Genomic DNA, 15362 nt, shown 5'->3' with positions numbered 1-15362 from the left:
ATGGAAGGAAGCCGAGTGGAAACCAGCAGCGCCGCGGCCGAAACGCCCGTCGTCATCAGCGTCGAGAACATCCGCAAGAGCTACGGCTCGTTCGAGGTCCTGCGCGGGATTTCGACGGAAATCCGCGAGAAGGACGTGACCTGCATCGTCGGCCCCTCCGGCGGCGGCAAATCGACCTTCATTCGCACCTTGAACGGTCTGGAGCCGATCAACGAGGGCCGCATCCGAATCCTGGACTACACGCTTCCGGGCCGGCGTAAGGAGACCGAGCAGTTGCGCCGTTCCGTCGGCATGGTGTTTCAGAGCTTCAATCTGTTCATGCATTTGACGGTGCGCGAAAACATCACGCTCGGTCCGACCGCGGCGCTGAAGGTTTCGCGCGACGAAGCCAACGCGCGGGCCGAAAGACTGCTCGACCGGGTGGGGATCGGCAATCAGGTCGACAAATATCCCGGCCAGCTCTCCGGCGGCCAGCAACAGCGCGTCGCCATCGCCCGGGCCCTGGCGATGGAGCCGAAAATCATGCTCTTCGACGAGCCGACCTCGGCGCTCGACCCCGAAATGGTCAAGGAAGTGCTCGAGGTGATCCGCGACCTGGCCGCCAGCGGCATGACCATGCTCGTCGTGACCCACGAAATGGGATTCGCTCGTGAAGTCGCCCACCGGGTCTTTTTCATGGCCGACGGCGTCCTGTCCGTCGACGCCGATCCAGAAACGTTTTTCGCCTCTCCCAAGGATGAGCGGCACGCGGCCTTTCTGTCGAAGGTTCTTTAGCCGGGCGCCGCCTACGGGCGGTTCCGGCGATTGTGGACGTCAAACATATCAGCTCACGGTAAAAGGGAGAAAACACCATGAGACAGACCTTTAGCCTCGTCACGGCGGCGGCAGCGGCGTTGATTTGCGCAACCGCAGCCTTCGCCGCGGACGACAAGATCCAGAAGATCGTCGACAACGGCACTTTGCGCGTGTGTCATGCCGAAGCGGCACCCTGGGGCGTCAAAGATCCGGCGAGCGGCGAATGGGTCGGCTCCGACATTCGCGCCGCCGCCCATCTCGCCGAGACGATGGGTGTCGGGATCGAGCATGTCGATGCGACCTGGGCCACGCTGATCCCGTCGCTGGAAGCCGACAAATGCGATATCGCGATGGCGCCCATCTTCCGTTCGGCCGAACGCGCGATGCGCGTGCTGTTCACCGAACCGACCGGTTACGAAACCATGGGCGTGGCCGTACGCGGCGATTCCGGCATTGCGAGCTATGCCGACCTGGATCAGGCCGACAAGACGGTGGCGGTGATCTCCGGTTCGGCCGACGAAGCCTTTGCGAGCCGGTTTTTCAAGAACGCCAAGATCCAGGCGCTGGTGACCGACAAGATTTCCACATTGGGAATCGAGGCAGCCAGCCGTCGCGTTGATGCTTTCCTGACCGACACGTCCACGCTGCGCTCGGTCGTCGGCGCCAATGAGGCGATGAACCTGACCATTATCGAGCCCGACAATCCGCTCAATCCGCAAGGATATTCCTACGCCCTGCCGATGGGCGAATACGGCTTCCAGCAATTGGTGAACATCTGGCAGATCAACACCGACCAGCAGGGCCTGAAGCAGAAATGGCACGACGAATTCGCCCAGTGAGCGCGTCGACGTCCTGAAAGCCGGATGGCCCGACTGGCTCGCCGCTGGCAGGTCGGGCCATCCCCTCGAAACCGCATAATATGAGAGATTTTACCAATGAGGCTGCTGCGCTTTGGCCCGCAGGGCGAGGAACGCCCCGGACTGCTCGACAATGACGGCCAACTTCGCGACCTGTCCGGGGTCGTCGCCGACATTGCCGGCGAAACCCTGTTGCCCGACACGCTGGCCCGGATAGCTGAGATCGCCGACGGCGGGGCACTGCCGGTGGTCGCGGGCAACCCGCGGTTGGGGCCCTGTGTCGGTGGGGTGGGCAAGATGGTGTGCATCGGCTTGAACTATTCCGACCATGCCGCCGAATCCGGCATGGCCATTCCCGACGAGCCGATCCTGTTCATGAAGGCGACCAGCGCCATTGTCGGTCCGAACGACGATGTCGTGCTGCCCCAGGGCTCGCTCAAATCCGACTGGGAGGTCGAGCTCGGCGTGGTGATCGGCCGTCCGGCCAAATCGGTGCCGCTGCAAAGCGCGCTTGACCACGTCGCCGGCTATTGCGTCGTTAACGATCTGTCCGAGCGCGCCTTCCAGATCGAGCGCGGCGGACAATGGGTCAAGGGCAAGAGTGCCGACACGTTCGGTCCGCTCGGCCCCTGGTTGGTGACCGCAGACGAGGTCGGCGATCCCCAGGCTCTGCCGATGTGGCTCGAACTGAACGGCGAACGGGTTCAGGACGGCAGCACCGCGACGATGATTTTCGGCGTGGCCGAACTGGTCAGCTATGTCAGCCAGTTCATGAGCTTGCAGCCGGGCGATGTCATTTCCACCGGCACGCCGCCGGGCGTCGGCCTCGGGATGACGCCGCAACGCTTCCTGCGCGGCGGCGACGTGATGCGGCTGGGCATCGAGGGGCTCGGCGAACAGCGACAGCGTGTCACGGCCTGACCGTCGCGACATTGTTCAACCAACACACACAGGATCGAGAACCGTGATTACACGTTATCCTTTGGAAACCCCTTTGCCCATTTCCGGCGCCGTGCGGGCCGGTGACTTCGTCTTCGCCTCGGGGCAGGCCGCCCTCGACAAAGACGGTTACGTGCTGGACGGAGGCATCGTCCCGCAGACGCGTTTGACGCTCGATCGTCTGCTGGCGTCGCTGAAGGATGCCGGTTGCACGGCCGAAGACATCGTCAAGGTCACGGTCTGGCTCGACGACGCACGCGATTTCGGCGCTTTCAACAAGGCCTACGCCGAATATTTCAAGGATGCGCCGCCGGCGCGCTCGACGTTGGTCTCCCCGTTGGTCGTGGACGCCAAGGTCGAGATCGAGGCGATCGCCTACAAGCCGCTTTGAGCGCCGCCCGGTATCGCCGGGTGGAAAAAGGCCACGTCGACGGCGCCGTTCGCCGCGCGCGTTCTGCCGCCGCCGCTGGCGGACGCCGGAGTTTTCGGGCCTTTCCGTCTCGGGCCGGTCGACTTCCTGGTGCTGGGTTTTGGTGCGAACTGCTTGACTATACGTACATTTATCGTTAAAGTTACAAGCTAGATGGAGATGTCGCGATTTTACGGGGATCACATATGACAATCACGGGTAGCGATCGTCCGACGCATGTGCGCATCGGTCTTTCCGGAGTGGATTTGTCCATCCGGCTCAGGCTGCGCTGGGACTCTGCGCCGGCGACCTGCAAGGCCGTGCTCGACCTGCTGCCAGTCCGGCATCAGGTATGGCACGCCAAATACGCCAACAACGAAATCTATACGCTGTGCAAGATGCCGGACCCCGTTCCGGCCGCCGAAAGCCTGTCGGTATATCCCTCGCGCGGCGACCTGGTGTACTTGCCGCTTCCGCAAGGCGTGCCTCTGCCACCGGGGATCCCGGGCGTCGCCGACGGCGAGCTGGCGCTCGACCTGGCCTATTTCTACGAATCCGGAAACAGTCTTCTGTCGGGGCCGCACGGACCGATTCCCGGCACGATCATCGCCACGGCCGAAAGCCTTGACGACATTGACGCCATGGCCGCCGCGTGCCGGGACGTGTGGTTCAAGGGCGCCGCCGGCAGGCAGATGTGGATCGAGGCCGGGTGACCGGTCCGCAGGAGAGGGCGTGAAGGCGCTGTCATGAGCAAGAAGAAGCTGACCATGAAGGAGATCGCGGCGGCCGTGGACGTCTCGGTGATGACCGTGTCCAACGTCATCAACGGTCGCGATCACTTGGTCGGTGAGGAAACCAGGCGGCGTGTCAAGGCGGCGATCGACGAACTCGGCTACCGGCCAAGCGCCACCGCGCGCGCCCTGCGGTCCTCGCGTATGTTCTCGATCGGCTTCATCGTGCTTTACGACGAGCGCAAATTCCTTGGTGATCCGTTCATTGCCGCGCTGGCGGACGGATTGTGCGCCCAGTTGGCGGAGCAGGGCTATTCGCTGACCATACAGGGCGTGTTCACGGACGAACTGAGCGAAGCCAAGGCGTTTCGCCGCATGGAGACCGACGGGCTGTGCCTGCTTTTGTCGGGCAGCCAGCCGACGAAATACAATCTGCGCGAACTTCTGAAGAGCCTGCGTCAGCCAATCGTTCTGTTCCAGGAGGGCGTCCAGCGCGCCGAGCCGGACATCTGTTCGATCCGCCAGGACGATCGCGGCGGCGGCCGCCTGCTGGCCGAACACGTGGTCTCGCGCGGTGCCCGGTCGGTGCTGGTGGTCGTGCCGCAGGTCGAGTGGCCGGCGATCAGCGAGCGTGTCGGCGGCGTCAGGGAAGCGCTCCATTCGAGACCGGACGTGGAGATGCGCGTGCTGGTGTCGGAAAGCGAAAAGGACGCCGACGTGCAGGTGGCGCTGGCCAATTACCTCGACCAGGGCGGCAAGCCGAACGCCATTCTGGCCGCAAACGACCAGATGGCGATAGCTGCCCACACCGTGCTGGAACAGCGCGGCCTGACACTGCCGGATCAGATCATGCTGACCGGGTTCAACCGGTTCAATTTCTGGCGCTATTTCTCTCCCAAGGTGACGACCGTCATCTCTCCTGCCGAGCAACTGGGCCGCACGGCCGCGACCGCATTGACCCGCCGCATCGACGACGGCGAGTTCGAGGACCGCGACATCGTGCTGCCGGTGGAGCTGGTTCAGGGCCAAACAACCTAAACACGCGCCGTATTGCGGTTCGACCGCGCGGCTTAGATCGAAAGGCTGGTGAAAACTGTGTCGAGAACGAATTTCAAGGGTGTCTACCCGATGGCCTACACCTTCTTCGACGAGGATGGTGAGCTCGACCTTGCCGCGCTGCGCGCGCAGATCGAGGCCCTGATCGGCTGGAACGCGGACGGGATCACCATCTTGGGACTGGCCGGCGAGGTGCACAAACTTTCGGCCGGCGAGCGCGCGCGTGTTGTCGAATGCGCAGGCGAGACGATCGCCGGGCGCGTACCGCTGGCCGTGACGGTTGCCGAGCGGACGGCACGCGACCAGATCGCGTTCGGTCGGCTGGCCAAGCAGTGCGGGGCAAGTTGGCTGATCTTGCAGCCGGCAGCTGTGCGCGATGTTTCCGAAACCGAGCATATGCGGTTTTTCGGTACGGTCGCCGATGGCATCGACCTGCCGCTTGGCATCCAGATCGCGCCGGAATATCTCGGGCAGGGCTTTTCGGTCGCGAGCCTTGTCGAAATGCAGGCCCAGCACCCGAATCTAACGATGATGAAGACGGAAATGTCGGCACTGGGTGTCGGCGATTTCATCGAGCGCACGCAAGGTGCGTTCGACGTTTTCAACGGCCAGGCCGGCGTCGGCATGATCGATTGCATCGAGGCGGGGTGCGCCGGCTTCATACCCGGGGCCGAAACCGGGGACATTTCGTCTGCCATCTACCGGCTCTACGTTTCCGGTGACGCCGGCGACAAGGCGCGCGCCGTCGCGCTTTACAAGCAGGTGCTGCCACTGTGGCACATGATCATGGAATCGATCGATACGCTGCTGGTCTACGGCAAGCCCCTGATCGCGGAGCGTGTAAGCGCGTTGAGTGGAAAAAGCCGTGCGCCGCACAGCATGGCAAGCGCTTTCGGGCGCGAACGGGTCCGTGCCTGGGCGCAGACCGTGCTGGCACAAGCGGGACAAGCGGCATGACTACCAAGCGCCCCCTCTACGATTGCCACGTCAATGTATGGGATCCCGAACAATATCTGCCGGTCTACCACGAACAGCTCGCGCGCGTGCGCCCGGGTGGCTTGCCGCCGGCAAGCGACGCCGACACGCTGGCGCGCGAACTGGCGCGTTTCGAGCGCGTCATCGTGTTCAGTCCGCAATATGGCGACAGTATCGGCATCCAGGGCGCGGAGGAAACCACCGCCGCCGCGGTCGCGAAATATCCCGAAAAATTCGTCGGTTTCGCCTATGTCGATCCGCGCCGCCCGGACTATATGGAACGGCTCCGGCACTCGGTCGAGCAGCTCAAGTTCAAGGGTGTCAAGTTCGGCCCGATCTACAACGGCGTCGGGCTCGACGACCCGCGCATGCAGCCGGTCTATGCATATTGCCAGGCCAATGACGTGCCGCTGACGCTGCACATGGGCACGACCTTTCCGCCGAAATCCCGTATCGAGTTCGGGCGCCCGCTGCATGTCGACCCTGTCGCGCTCGCCTATCCCGACCTCAAGATCATCATGGCGCATATGGGCCATCCCTGGACGGCCGAGGCGGCGGTGATCGTACGCAAGAACCCGAACGTCTACGGCGAAATCACCGGCCTGTGCTACAGGCCGTGGATTCTGCAGAAATGCCTGGCCGAGATCCAAGACTATTCGATCGCCGACAAGGTGTTTTTTGGTACGGATTTCCCGTTCTCGACCTTCGACGAGGCGGTCGACGGGCTGTTGGTCTGTTCGCAGGATCACGACAGCCCGCGCGTGCCGCCAGTCAGTGCCGAGGTCATCGACACGATCCTGTACAGCAACCCGTTCGAAAAATGGTGGCACGCCCCCATTTGAACCCGTCGCGGACGAGCCTTGCCGCACAAGTATTTATGGAGATGACGATGGTCGGATACGACTTCACCGGACAGAGCGTGATCATCACCGGCGGGGCCGGTGGCATCGGGCTCGAACTCGCGCGGCGCTTCCACGCCGCCGGCGCGTGGGTCTGTCTGTGGGACAACAACCACGAGCGCGTGCACCGGGCGGCCGAGGGGATCGGGACAGACAGGGTCAGCGCGTCGGCGCTCGATATCACAGCCAAGCCTGAGATCGAGGCGGCCGTGGCGGGCCTGCTGGCGCAAACCGGACGTGTCGACGTTTTGGTTAATTCGGCCGGCATCACCGGTCCCAACGACACCGTCGCCCAATACGACGCCGACGCCTGGCGGCGGGTGATCGACGTCAATCTGAACGGCACGTTTCTGTGCTGCCAGGCGGTTTTGCCGGCCATGCAGAAGGCTGATTACGGCCGGATCGTCAACATCGCCTCGATTGCCGGCAAGGAAGGCAATCCCAACGCGGCCGCCTACAGCGCCTCGAAGGCCGGCGTTCTGGGTCTGACAAAATCGCTCGGCAAGGAACTGGCCGGCACCGGGATACGCGTCAACGCCGTCACGCCGGCGGTCATCAAGACGGAAATCTTCGACCAGATGACGCAGCAGCACATCGACTACATGTTGTCGAAAGTGCCGATGGGCCGCTTCGGCACCGTCGAGGAAGCAGCCAAGATGTGTCTGTGGCTCTCCTCCGGCGATTGCTCCTTCAGCACCGGAGCGGTCTTCGACATCTCGGGCGGTCGCGCCACCTATTGAGGGCGGATCCTCGTGCGGTGCCTGCCGCGCCTACGCGGCCGGCATCTCTGCGAAATCCGCAAGCAGCGTCCCCAGCCCGCTGACCGGCACGACCTGTCCGCCGGTGCGCATGCCGTGCCAGAGCGTGACCGCGTTGGCGCTGAGGACGGGAAGGCCGAGGCGTTTTTCCAGAGCGTCGATGACGCCGAGCGTGGGAAGCGCGGTGTCGGGAATCAGCAGGGCCTGGGTGCCGGGCGCCATCGCCTGTTCGGCCGCGCGCAGCAGCGCGTCGCCGTCGAAGCCGGACGATATCCAGCCGCTGTCGAAACCGAGGCTGCGGCTGTTTTCGACCGTGATGCCGTATTCGGCCAGAAACGATGTGAAGAACGCCACCGTATCCTGCGGATAGGTGGCAAGCAGGCTGACCTTGCGCGCCGACAGGGCGTGCGCGGCGGCCGCAAAGGCGAGCGAGGTGCTGGTCGCCGGCACACCGGTAGCCGCCGCAATGCCGCGTGCCTGTTCCTCGGCGAAACGCCGGCCGTTGATGAAGCTGCCGCTGGTGCAGGCCCAGACCACGGCGTCGAGCGGAACCTGCGACAAGCGATGCGCGGCCTGTACGATCCAGTCGACGCGCGCCGTCTCGCGCAGCGCGTCGGGATGGTGGTCGGCGCCTTCGACGGCGCCGTATCGCGCCTGCGCGAAATAGACCCGGACGGCCTCGCCGGTGTCGCGTTCGAAGCGGTAAAAATCGGCTTCGCAGCCGCCGCCGGGGAAGACCAGGCCGAGGCGCAGTTTTGTTTGCATCATGGCCTCAGACCCTGTCGAGGCCGAGCGGCAGGGCGCTGAGCGCCGTGCAGCCGGTCTCGGTGACGACCACCGTGCGGCTTTGGCCGACGCCGAACACGCCGAGCTTGCGCAGCGTCATGGGAAAATGGAAGGTCATGCCGGCCTCGAGTGGGCGAGGGTTGTCGCGGGTAATCTGCATCGTGCCGCCGACGATCCAGGTCGGCGGAAAGCCGATGCCGACCGAATAGCCGTAGAAATCGTGGAACAGGATCCCGTCGCGGATGCGGTCGACGACGCGCGCGCCGGCCTCGGCGACCTCGCAGGCGGCCACGCCCGGCTTCATCGCCTGCATCATCGCCTCAATGGCTTCGGTGCCGACCGCCGCCACCTCCTCCACGAAAGGGTCGCGCGGCGTCCCCAGCGCGGCCGTGCGCATCAGCGGCGCATGGTACCAATGGAGCGCCGGCGAACATTCCAGAAACACCGTGTCGCCGTTCTCCACGGTGGCGCCGATCTGGGCATGGTGGGGCACGCCGGATCGCGCGCCGACGGCGACCATCGGAAAGATCGAAAAACCCTGTGTGCCGCCTGCGATCAGCGCGTCGGCCATCGCGCGGGTGATGTCGCGGTCGCTGGCGCCCGGCCGGATGGCGCCGAGCGCGGCGCGCATGGCCGCATCGGTGACGGTTTGCGCCTGGCGCATGACGTCGAGCTCAGCCGTAGATTTGACCGCGCGCACGTCTTCCACCAGGCCGCTGGCGTCGGCGATGCGAGCCCCGGACAAGGCTTCGACGATGGCTGCGTGGCGGGCAGGGCTCAGAAAGCCGCCCGCCGCCTCCAGGCCGATCCGCGCCTTGGCCAGGCCGTGCGTGGCGAGCGCTGCGGCGGTCGCGGCCACAGGTTCGGCGCCGTTGTCGAAATAGACCGCCTCGCAGGCGCTCGCGCTGGCGTTGAAGCGGCCCTGCTCGAATTGCCACAGCACCATGAACGGCAGGCCATCGAGCGGCAGCACGAGGCACTGGTAATCCCAGATATTGAGGGTGTGGTGGCCGCATAGATAGTAGATGTTCGACGGGTCGTGCAGCACGATCGCGTCGAGGTCTTGGGCGCGCATAGCGCTGCGAACGCGGTCGCGACGCCGCTCGAACTCCGCGGCCGAAAACACATCCTCACGGGTGACGCTCATGGTGTGGGGCTTTCCTGATTGAGGTCGATATCGGGGTCGAGTGGCCAGATCGGCCGTGGCACCTTGGTGTAGTGTTCGGCCCGCAGCCGCGCCGGACAGATGCCGGGTGTGTCGGCGACGAGCACGCGCCGTGCGATCGGGGCGAAGGCGGCGCGCCAGGCGATCGCCGATTTGACCACGATCACCGGCTGCGCTTCGGGGGCAAGGCCGACGGCGGTGAGAATGCCGGTGTCGAAGGGCATCGTGCGCCGGCTGGTCAGCACGACATGCAGATCGCCGTGCGAGACGACCGCGCAGTCGCCCATCGCGGTGACGAAACCGGTCATGTAGCTGCTGGTATTGGTGAAGGAGGCCTGCCCGAGCCAGTTCACCTGGCCGCGCAGCCGCACCGGTCTGCCGTGCAGCGTATCGGCTTTCGCGCCGACGAGGCCGTCGAAGGCTCCGCCGAGGCCGGCGGTCCCCGCCACCGCGACCGCCTCGGGATCGGTGATCACCACGGCGCCGCCGATACCGGCGGCAAGCAGCGTCTCGAGCAAGGCGGTGCCGTCGCCGGCGCTGCCGCCGCCGACATTGTCCGAGGGGTCGACGACGATGGTCGGGCCCCGACCGTCGGCGGCCAGGGCGGCGGGCAGCGCGGAAAGCTCGACCAGTTTTGGCAACAGGGTCGCGCGTTCTTCCCACACCGCATGCGCCAGCCGGTCGGCGGCGCGCTGCGCCGCTTCGCCGCCATAGGCCAAAACGGTCGCGCCCAGATTGGGACTGTCTGCATAGGCAAAGCCCATGGCGAGCGAGGCGCTGACCACGCCCGGCGTCGCCAGTGCGTCGGCAAACGCGCGCATGGCGCCGGCCATGCCGGCATCGCCGGTCGCCTGAACCAGGGGCACCGTGATCAGCGGCAGCTTGCGCATCACGCCCGGCGGCGGCCCGTCGGGCGCCAGCGTGACGCGTGCCGCTTCCCGGCCTCGATCGGCCATGTCGGTATGGGGGTAGGTGCGGTAGACGGAGATGAAGCTTGCCGCGTTGAACAGTTCGGAGCCGATATTGGCATGATAGTCGAGCGTGACGCCGATCGGCACGTCTTGGCCGACGGCCGCGCGCACGGCGGCGACGAAGGCGCTGTCGGGGTCGTCGATGCCTTCGACGACGGCGGCGCCGTGCAACGAAAGCAGGACCGCGTCGACCGGCCCTGCCTCGGCAAGCAGGGCGAGCGAACGGCCGAGGAGTTGCTCGTAGCAGGCGCGCTCGATCGGGCCCGACGGCACCGCGGCGGCAAACAGAAGCGGCACCGTTTCGTGCCCGCCCTCGGCCGCCCCGTCGAGCATGCCGCCGATTTCGCTGTTGGTGCCGGCGAAAGTCCGCACCAGGGCAGCGCCCTCGGCATATTGATAGGCCTGAAAATCCGTCAGGCGCGTGACGGTGCGCGCGCGGGTGTTCGTCTCATGATAAAAACCGCCGATCGCGACACGCATTGCTGAGCCTCTCCTCAGCGCGGGGCGTTGACGGCGTCGGCCGGACGGTACCCGAGGCGGCGCGAGATCGCCGCCGCCATGGCGCGCAGCGTCGGCACGGTCGCGGCTATTTTCGCGTCCGTCATCCGCACCGCCGGCCCCGACACGCTGATCGCGGCGATGGTCCGGCCCTCGGAATTGACGATGCCGGCGGCGACGCAGCGAACGCCCTCGAAATGTTCCTCGTCGTCGAGCGCCCAGCCGCGCCCGGCCGTTTCCTCCAGCACGGCCTCCAGCGCCTCGCGCGTCATGACCCGGTTGCCGGCTCCCGGCTCCAGGGCGAGGTGGGCGACCAGGTCTGCGCGTTCGTGGGGCGGCTTGGAGGCAAGCATGATCTTGCCAAGGGCGGTGCAGTGGGCGGGTTCGCGGGTGCCGAGTTCGCCGGCCATGCGCAGCGGCTGCGGCGAATCGATCCGGTTGATGACGACAACCTCCGCGCCGTCGAGAACGCCCAGGAAAATGGTCTCGCCGGTCGCGTCGACCAGGTCGCGCAGATAGGATTCGGCGACGCCGTGAAGATTGATGCTGCGACTGTGGTCGGCGGCGATTTTCAGAGCCCGCGGCCCCAGATGGTAGCGCGCCGTGTCGGGGTCCTGGTCCAGCATGTCGCTGGCCTGCAGCGAGGCGACCACCCGGCTTGCGGTCGCCGGCGTCAGGCGCAGGATGCGGGCCAGTTCACGCACGCCAACCCCCTGGCGCGACTGAGCGATGAACTCCAGCGCGTCCATGGCGTTCAAGATCGCCCGGATCGGGGCATCCTCGGCCTGCAGGTCTCGGGACATCATCACACTCCTGAAGCAATGCGGTCGTCGGGTTGGGCCAGGCGACCGGGTGTTTTCGCGCCGCACGGCGGCGGCGCTGACCACCTTAGCGATAAAAAACGCAAAAAGGACTCGACATGTCAACGAAAAACTGGAACGCTGTACCGGAAATAACGGATCATCGTTTTGATATAGAGCCGTGACAGGCGGGCAGGCAAGGGCATGGGCCTTTTCGGAGAGCTGATCGAAGCATCGGGCGGACGTTGGATACGCGGCGGCTTGACCGCGGGCCTCGTGGGGTTGATCGCGCTCGCCCTGGTCAATCTCAACTGGAGGATCGTCGGCGGGCTCGACTTCGCCGTTCTGTGGCAATATCGCGGCGCGCTGGCCGAGGGGCTGGTGATGACCCTGGTTCTGACAGCGGCCGCCGCAGCCTGCGGTATGTTTTTCGGCACCATTCTGGCCGTCTTGACGCAAGTGCCCTTGGCGGCGGCGCGCTGGTTCGCCATCGGTTATGTCGAGCTTTTCCGCAATACGCCGATTCTGGTCCAGGTGCTGTGGATCCACTTCGCCCTGCCGCTGGTTTCCGGCATCAACACCAGTGCGATCGTCAGCGGTGTCATTGCCATCGTACTGCAGGCCAGCGCCTATTTTGGCGAGATCGTACGGGGCGGCATCCGGGCCGTTCCCGCGGGTTATGGCGAGGCGTCCGACGCGCTCGGCATCCCGGTTTATACGCGCTGGCGGCGCGTCATCCTGCCCCCGGCCTTTCGGGTGATGATCCCGCCCTTCGTCAACATGACCATCAGCTTCTTCAAGGCCTCCGCCATCCTGACCGTGCTCCAGGTCGGCGAGCTGATGACAGTCTCCACGCGCATCGCCAACGCAATCTTCAAGCCGATCGAAATCCTGACGCTGGCCGCGCTGATCTATTTCTTGTTCGGCTACGCCATAAGCCAGTCGACGCATTGGCTCGAGCGTTCGCTCGCCCGCCGTGAGGGGCGCTGATCATGACATTCGACCTCAACGCGCTCGAAGCCGATTATCCGCTTGTCCTGCAGGGGCTGCTGGTCACGCTGCGCATCGTGTTTTACGCAATCCTGTTCGGGGCCGTCGGCAGTGTCGTGCTCTGCCTCGGCAAACTGTCGGGCCGTGGTCCCGGCTATCGGGTCGCGGTGTTCGTGATCGATTTCTTTCGCACCATTCCGGAAGTCGTGCTGATTTTCTGGGTCTATTCCTGTTTGCCGCTCCTGTTCGGGCTGCGCATGTCGGCAGAGGTCAGCGGCATCGTCGCGCTGTCGCTGTTCGTGGCCGCCAATGTCGCGGAGATCCTGCGCGCCGGGATCCTGTCGACCGAGAAGGGACAGTTGGAAGCCGCCTTTTCGCTCGGCCTGCCCGCACCCACGATCTGGCGGCGGGTCGTGTTGCCGCCGGCGGTTCGGCGGATGATGCCGAACTTCGTCAATTTTCTCACCGAATTGCTGAAGGCCTCGAGCCTGTTGTCGACGATCGGCGTCGCCGAGATCGTTTATCAGGCGACCGTATTGGGCAACGAGACCTTCGCCTATCTCGAATTCCTGACGACGGTCGCGGTGCTGTTCTTCATGCTGATCTTCCCGCTCAGCCTTTACGTGCGCCGCGCCGAGACCAGACATTTCAAGAGGACGTCACGATGATCTCCATTCCTCGGATACAACGCCCATGAATGCCAGCGCGACAAAGCTAGCGATCCGTTGCACGGACGTGGTCAAGCGCTACGGCACGTTCGTCGCTCTCGACCGGGTCTCGACCACGATCGCGACCGGCGAGGTCGTCTGCGTGATCGGCCCCTCGGGCAGCGGCAAGTCGACCCTGCTTCGGACCATGAACGGGCTCGAGACGATCGACAGCGGTACGGTCGATGTGCTCGGCCACACCCTGCCGGGGCCGCGCCGCGAGTTGGAGACGATCCGCCGCCGGGTCGGCATGGTGTTCCAGAACTTCAACCTGTTCGGCCACATGACGGTGCGCGAGAACCTCGTGCTGGCACCGATGACGGCACGCGGCCTCGGCCGCGCCGAGGCCGACGAGGCGGCGCAGAAGCTGCTGGCTCGGGTCGGCATCGGCGAGCAGATCGATAAATACCCAGCCCAGCTTTCGGGAGGCCAGCAGCAGCGCGTTGCGATCGCCCGGGCGCTGGCGATGGAGCCCGAGATCATGCTGTTCGACGAACCGACCTCCGCGCTCGATCCCGAAATGGTCAACGAGGTGCTCGACGTCATGCGCGATCTCGCCCGCGGCGGCATGACCATGGTCGTCGTGACCCACGAGATGGGGTTTGCGCGCGAGGTCGGCGACCGCATCCTTTTCATGGCCGAGGGCCAGCTTCTGGTCGACGCCGCCCCCGCAACCTTCTTCACCGCGCCCGAGGACGAACGCCAGAAGGCGTTTTTGTCGAAGGTGTTGTGAGACGACGGCCCGCCACGCGGCGGCGCCACAGACAAACGTTCAACCTTGGAGGAGTCACTATGAAATCCAAAACGCTCATCGCGGCCGCGCTGGCCGCCCTGGTCGCCGCACCTGGGATCGCCGGCGCGGCCGACAATCAGATCCAGGAAATCCGCGATCGCGGCGTCCTGCAGGCCTGTCACGCCGAGGCGTTTCCCTGGGCGGTGAAGGACCCGGCCAGCAACGAATGGAAGGGGTCCGATGTCGAGGCCGCCAAGAACCTGGCCGCGGCGATGGGAGTCGAGGTCGAGCATGTCGACGCCACCTGGGGCACGTTGATCCCCAGCCTGGAGGCCGGCAAGTGCGACATCGTCATGGCGCCGATGTTCCGCACGCCGGAGCGCGCCATGCGCATTCTGTTCAGCGAGCCCTCCGGCCATGAGACCAAAAGCGTGACCGTCGGCCCCAACACCGACATTGCCGATCTGGCCGCGCTCGACCAGGAAGGCAAGGTGATCGTCGTTACCTCCGGCTCCGCCGACGAGGGGTTTGCCAAGCGCTTTTTCAAGAACGCCGAGGTGAAATCGCTGGTCACCGACAAGCTTTCCACGTTGCTGGTCGACGTTGCCAGCGGCCGTGCAGACGCCATGGTGAGCGATACGGCTTCGGCCAAGAAGCTGGTGGCGGAAAACGACAATCTCGACGTGCGCATTCTCGAAACCGACGAGCCGCTGGATCCGCAAGGCTATTCCTACGGGATCCGGCGCGGCGAGTATCATTTCCTGCGCCTGGTCAACATCTGGCAGGAAGCGGCCGAGCAGCAGGGCCTGAAGGCCGATTGGTCGGCCATGTTCAGCGAATAATTCTTTCCACCCGACCCCGCCAGGCCGTCCGGCGGCCGGGCGGGGTCTTTTTATCCAAGCTCAAGACGAGGACATCATGATCGAACGGATCGGCGTCGACCCCAAAACTCCCCTGCCGCTTGCGCCCGCCGTGCGCGCCGGCGATTTTCTGTTTCTGTCCGGCCAGGCCGCGCTGGATGAGACCGGCACGATCATCAACGGCAACATCGCCGAGCAGACCGAACTGACGATCCAGCGCATCGTCGCGGTTCTGCAAAAATGCGGCTGCACGCTCGCCGATGTGGTCAAGACCACGGTGTGGCTCGACGACGCGCGTGATTTCGGCGCCTTCAACAAGGTCTATGCGCAGCATTTCGGCAGCGCTCCGCCGGCGCGCTCCACGGTCGTCTCGCCGCTTGTCGTCGACGGCAAGATCGAGATCGAAGTCGTCGCCTACAAACCGGTCTGACCC

Annotated in this window: 18 protein-coding genes; 14 read left to right on the top strand and 4 right to left on the bottom strand. The window is 65.0% G+C overall.

Going from position 1 to position 15362, the window contains the following annotated elements; all coding sequences use genetic code 11:
- The 9 genes from C7T96_RS04140 (at nt 1) to C7T96_RS04100 (ending at nt 7401) form a co-directional block, all read left to right on the top strand.
- Complete coding sequence (locus C7T96_RS04140; RefSeq protein ID WP_106569856.1) at nt 1-774, top strand: amino acid ABC transporter ATP-binding protein; 774 nt, start codon at nt 1-3, stop codon at nt 772-774.
- Nucleotides 775-851: 77 nt separating this feature from the next.
- On the top strand, nt 852-1634 hold the full coding sequence (locus tag C7T96_RS04135; protein WP_106569855.1) for a transporter substrate-binding domain-containing protein: 783 nt from the start codon (nt 852-854) through the stop codon (nt 1632-1634).
- A 96-nt stretch (nt 1635-1730) separates the two neighbouring features.
- The gene (locus tag C7T96_RS04130; RefSeq protein ID WP_106569854.1) at nt 1731-2573 is read left to right on the top strand and encodes a fumarylacetoacetate hydrolase family protein; all 843 of its coding nucleotides are present in this window, start codon (nt 1731-1733) and stop codon (nt 2571-2573) included.
- A gap of 73 nt (nt 2574-2646) precedes the next feature.
- On the top strand, nt 2647-2982 hold the full coding sequence (locus C7T96_RS04125; RefSeq protein ID WP_106569853.1) for a RidA family protein: 336 nt from the start codon (nt 2647-2649) through the stop codon (nt 2980-2982).
- Between the two features lie 224 nt (nt 2983-3206).
- Nucleotides 3207-3713, top strand: a complete 507-nt coding sequence (locus C7T96_RS04120; RefSeq protein WP_106569852.1) for a DUF3830 family protein — start codon at nt 3207-3209, stop codon at nt 3711-3713.
- A 33-nt stretch (nt 3714-3746) separates the two neighbouring features.
- Entirely contained in the window at nt 3747-4769 is a 1023-nt protein-coding gene (locus C7T96_RS04115; protein ID WP_106569851.1) for a LacI family DNA-binding transcriptional regulator, read from the top strand.
- A gap of 57 nt (nt 4770-4826) precedes the next feature.
- On the top strand, nt 4827-5744 hold the full coding sequence (locus tag C7T96_RS04110; protein ID WP_146149137.1) for a dihydrodipicolinate synthase family protein: 918 nt from the start codon (nt 4827-4829) through the stop codon (nt 5742-5744).
- Nucleotides 5741-6604 carry an amidohydrolase family protein gene (locus C7T96_RS04105; protein ID WP_106569849.1) on the top strand — a complete coding sequence of 288 codons (864 nt, stop codon included), beginning with the start codon at nt 5741-5743 and terminating at the stop codon, nt 6602-6604. Before C7T96_RS04110 ends, C7T96_RS04105 begins: the two co-directional genes overlap by 4 nt.
- Before the next feature lie 47 nt (nt 6605-6651).
- Nucleotides 6652-7401: an SDR family NAD(P)-dependent oxidoreductase gene (locus C7T96_RS04100; RefSeq protein ID WP_106570002.1), complete on the top strand. Its 750-nt coding sequence runs from the start codon at nt 6652-6654 to the stop codon at nt 7399-7401.
- A 30-nt stretch (nt 7402-7431) separates the two neighbouring features.
- Here C7T96_RS04100 and C7T96_RS04095 read toward each other — a convergent pair whose 3' ends face one another.
- The 4 genes from C7T96_RS04095 to C7T96_RS04080 are packed head-to-tail and all read right to left on the bottom strand — an operon-like array spanning nt 7432 to nt 11645.
- Complete coding sequence (locus C7T96_RS04095) at nt 7432-8187, bottom strand: aspartate/glutamate racemase family protein (protein WP_106569848.1); 756 nt, start codon at nt 8185-8187, stop codon at nt 7432-7434.
- A gap of 4 nt (nt 8188-8191) precedes the next feature.
- Nucleotides 8192-9352, bottom strand: coding sequence for a Xaa-Pro peptidase family protein (locus C7T96_RS04090; protein ID WP_106569847.1), 1161 nt, complete (start codon nt 9350-9352; stop codon nt 8192-8194).
- Nucleotides 9349-10821 carry a M81 family metallopeptidase gene (locus C7T96_RS04085; protein ID WP_106569846.1) on the bottom strand — a complete coding sequence of 491 codons (1473 nt, stop codon included), beginning with the start codon at nt 10819-10821 and terminating at the stop codon, nt 9349-9351. Before C7T96_RS04085 ends, C7T96_RS04090 begins: the two co-directional genes overlap by 4 nt.
- A 14-nt stretch (nt 10822-10835) precedes the next feature.
- Nucleotides 10836-11645, bottom strand: coding sequence for an IclR family transcriptional regulator (locus tag C7T96_RS04080; protein WP_106569845.1), 810 nt, complete (start codon nt 11643-11645; stop codon nt 10836-10838).
- 198 nt (nt 11646-11843) lie between these two features.
- Here C7T96_RS04080 and C7T96_RS04075 point away from each other — a divergent pair, with 198 nt between their 5' ends.
- The 5 genes from C7T96_RS04075 to C7T96_RS04055 all read left to right on the top strand — a co-directional run bounded on the left by C7T96_RS04075 (nt 11844) and on the right by C7T96_RS04055 (nt 15359).
- Entirely contained in the window at nt 11844-12629 is a 786-nt protein-coding gene (locus C7T96_RS04075) for an amino acid ABC transporter permease (RefSeq protein WP_106569844.1), read from the top strand.
- A gap of 2 nt (nt 12630-12631) precedes the next feature.
- Nucleotides 12632-13297 carry an amino acid ABC transporter permease gene (locus C7T96_RS04070; RefSeq protein WP_106569843.1) on the top strand — a complete coding sequence of 222 codons (666 nt, stop codon included), beginning with the start codon at nt 12632-12634 and terminating at the stop codon, nt 13295-13297.
- A 25-nt stretch (nt 13298-13322) separates the two neighbouring features.
- A complete protein-coding gene (locus C7T96_RS04065; RefSeq protein WP_106569842.1) occupies nt 13323-14069 on the top strand; it encodes an amino acid ABC transporter ATP-binding protein in 747 nt (248 codons plus the stop codon).
- Between the two features lie 59 nt (nt 14070-14128).
- A complete protein-coding gene (locus tag C7T96_RS04060; protein ID WP_106569841.1) occupies nt 14129-14911 on the top strand; it encodes an ABC transporter substrate-binding protein in 783 nt (260 codons plus the stop codon).
- Nucleotides 14912-14987: 76 nt separating this feature from the next.
- Nucleotides 14988-15359, top strand: coding sequence for a RidA family protein (locus tag C7T96_RS04055; protein ID WP_106569840.1), 372 nt, complete (start codon nt 14988-14990; stop codon nt 15357-15359).
- Nucleotides 15360-15362 lie beyond the last annotated feature (3 nt).

Source organism: Nitratireductor sp. StC3, assembly GCF_003015025.1.
Classification (GTDB): domain Bacteria; phylum Pseudomonadota; class Alphaproteobacteria; order Rhizobiales; family Rhizobiaceae; genus Mangrovimarina; species Mangrovimarina alexandrii.
This window is presented reverse-complemented; position numbering and strand designations above follow the sequence as displayed.

Excerpts from the sequence above, each read along its gene's own strand:
- C7T96_RS04070 (WP_106569843.1), top strand. The coding sequence starts at position 12,632 with ATGACATTCGACCTCAACGCGCTCGAAGCCGATTATCCGCTTGTCCTG.
- C7T96_RS04140 (WP_106569856.1), top strand. The coding sequence starts at position 1 with ATGGAAGGAAGCCGAGTGGAAACCAGCAGCGCCGCGGCCGAAACGCCC.
- C7T96_RS04080 (WP_106569845.1), bottom strand. The coding sequence starts at position 11,645 with ATGATGTCCCGAGACCTGCAGGCCGAGGATGCCCCGATCCGGGCGATC.
- C7T96_RS04115 (WP_106569851.1), top strand. The coding sequence starts at position 3,747 with ATGAGCAAGAAGAAGCTGACCATGAAGGAGATCGCGGCGGCCGTGGAC.
- C7T96_RS04120 (WP_106569852.1), top strand. The coding sequence starts at position 3,207 with ATGACAATCACGGGTAGCGATCGTCCGACGCATGTGCGCATCGGTCTT.
- C7T96_RS04100 (WP_106570002.1), top strand. The coding sequence starts at position 6,652 with ATGGTCGGATACGACTTCACCGGACAGAGCGTGATCATCACCGGCGGG.
- C7T96_RS04090 (WP_106569847.1), bottom strand. The coding sequence starts at position 9,352 with ATGAGCGTCACCCGTGAGGATGTGTTTTCGGCCGCGGAGTTCGAGCGG.
- C7T96_RS04075 (WP_106569844.1), top strand. The coding sequence starts at position 11,844 with ATGGGCCTTTTCGGAGAGCTGATCGAAGCATCGGGCGGACGTTGGATA.
- C7T96_RS04130 (WP_106569854.1), top strand. The coding sequence starts at position 1,731 with ATGAGGCTGCTGCGCTTTGGCCCGCAGGGCGAGGAACGCCCCGGACTG.
- C7T96_RS04105 (WP_106569849.1), top strand. The coding sequence starts at position 5,741 with ATGACTACCAAGCGCCCCCTCTACGATTGCCACGTCAATGTATGGGAT.
- C7T96_RS04085 (WP_106569846.1), bottom strand. The coding sequence starts at position 10,821 with ATGCGTGTCGCGATCGGCGGTTTTTATCATGAGACGAACACCCGCGCG.
- C7T96_RS04065 (WP_106569842.1), top strand. The coding sequence starts at position 13,323 with ATGAATGCCAGCGCGACAAAGCTAGCGATCCGTTGCACGGACGTGGTC.
- C7T96_RS04095 (WP_106569848.1), bottom strand. The coding sequence starts at position 8,187 with ATGATGCAAACAAAACTGCGCCTCGGCCTGGTCTTCCCCGGCGGCGGC.
- C7T96_RS04135 (WP_106569855.1), top strand. The coding sequence starts at position 852 with ATGAGACAGACCTTTAGCCTCGTCACGGCGGCGGCAGCGGCGTTGATT.
- C7T96_RS04060 (WP_106569841.1), top strand. The coding sequence starts at position 14,129 with ATGAAATCCAAAACGCTCATCGCGGCCGCGCTGGCCGCCCTGGTCGCC.
- C7T96_RS04055 (WP_106569840.1), top strand. The coding sequence starts at position 14,988 with ATGATCGAACGGATCGGCGTCGACCCCAAAACTCCCCTGCCGCTTGCG.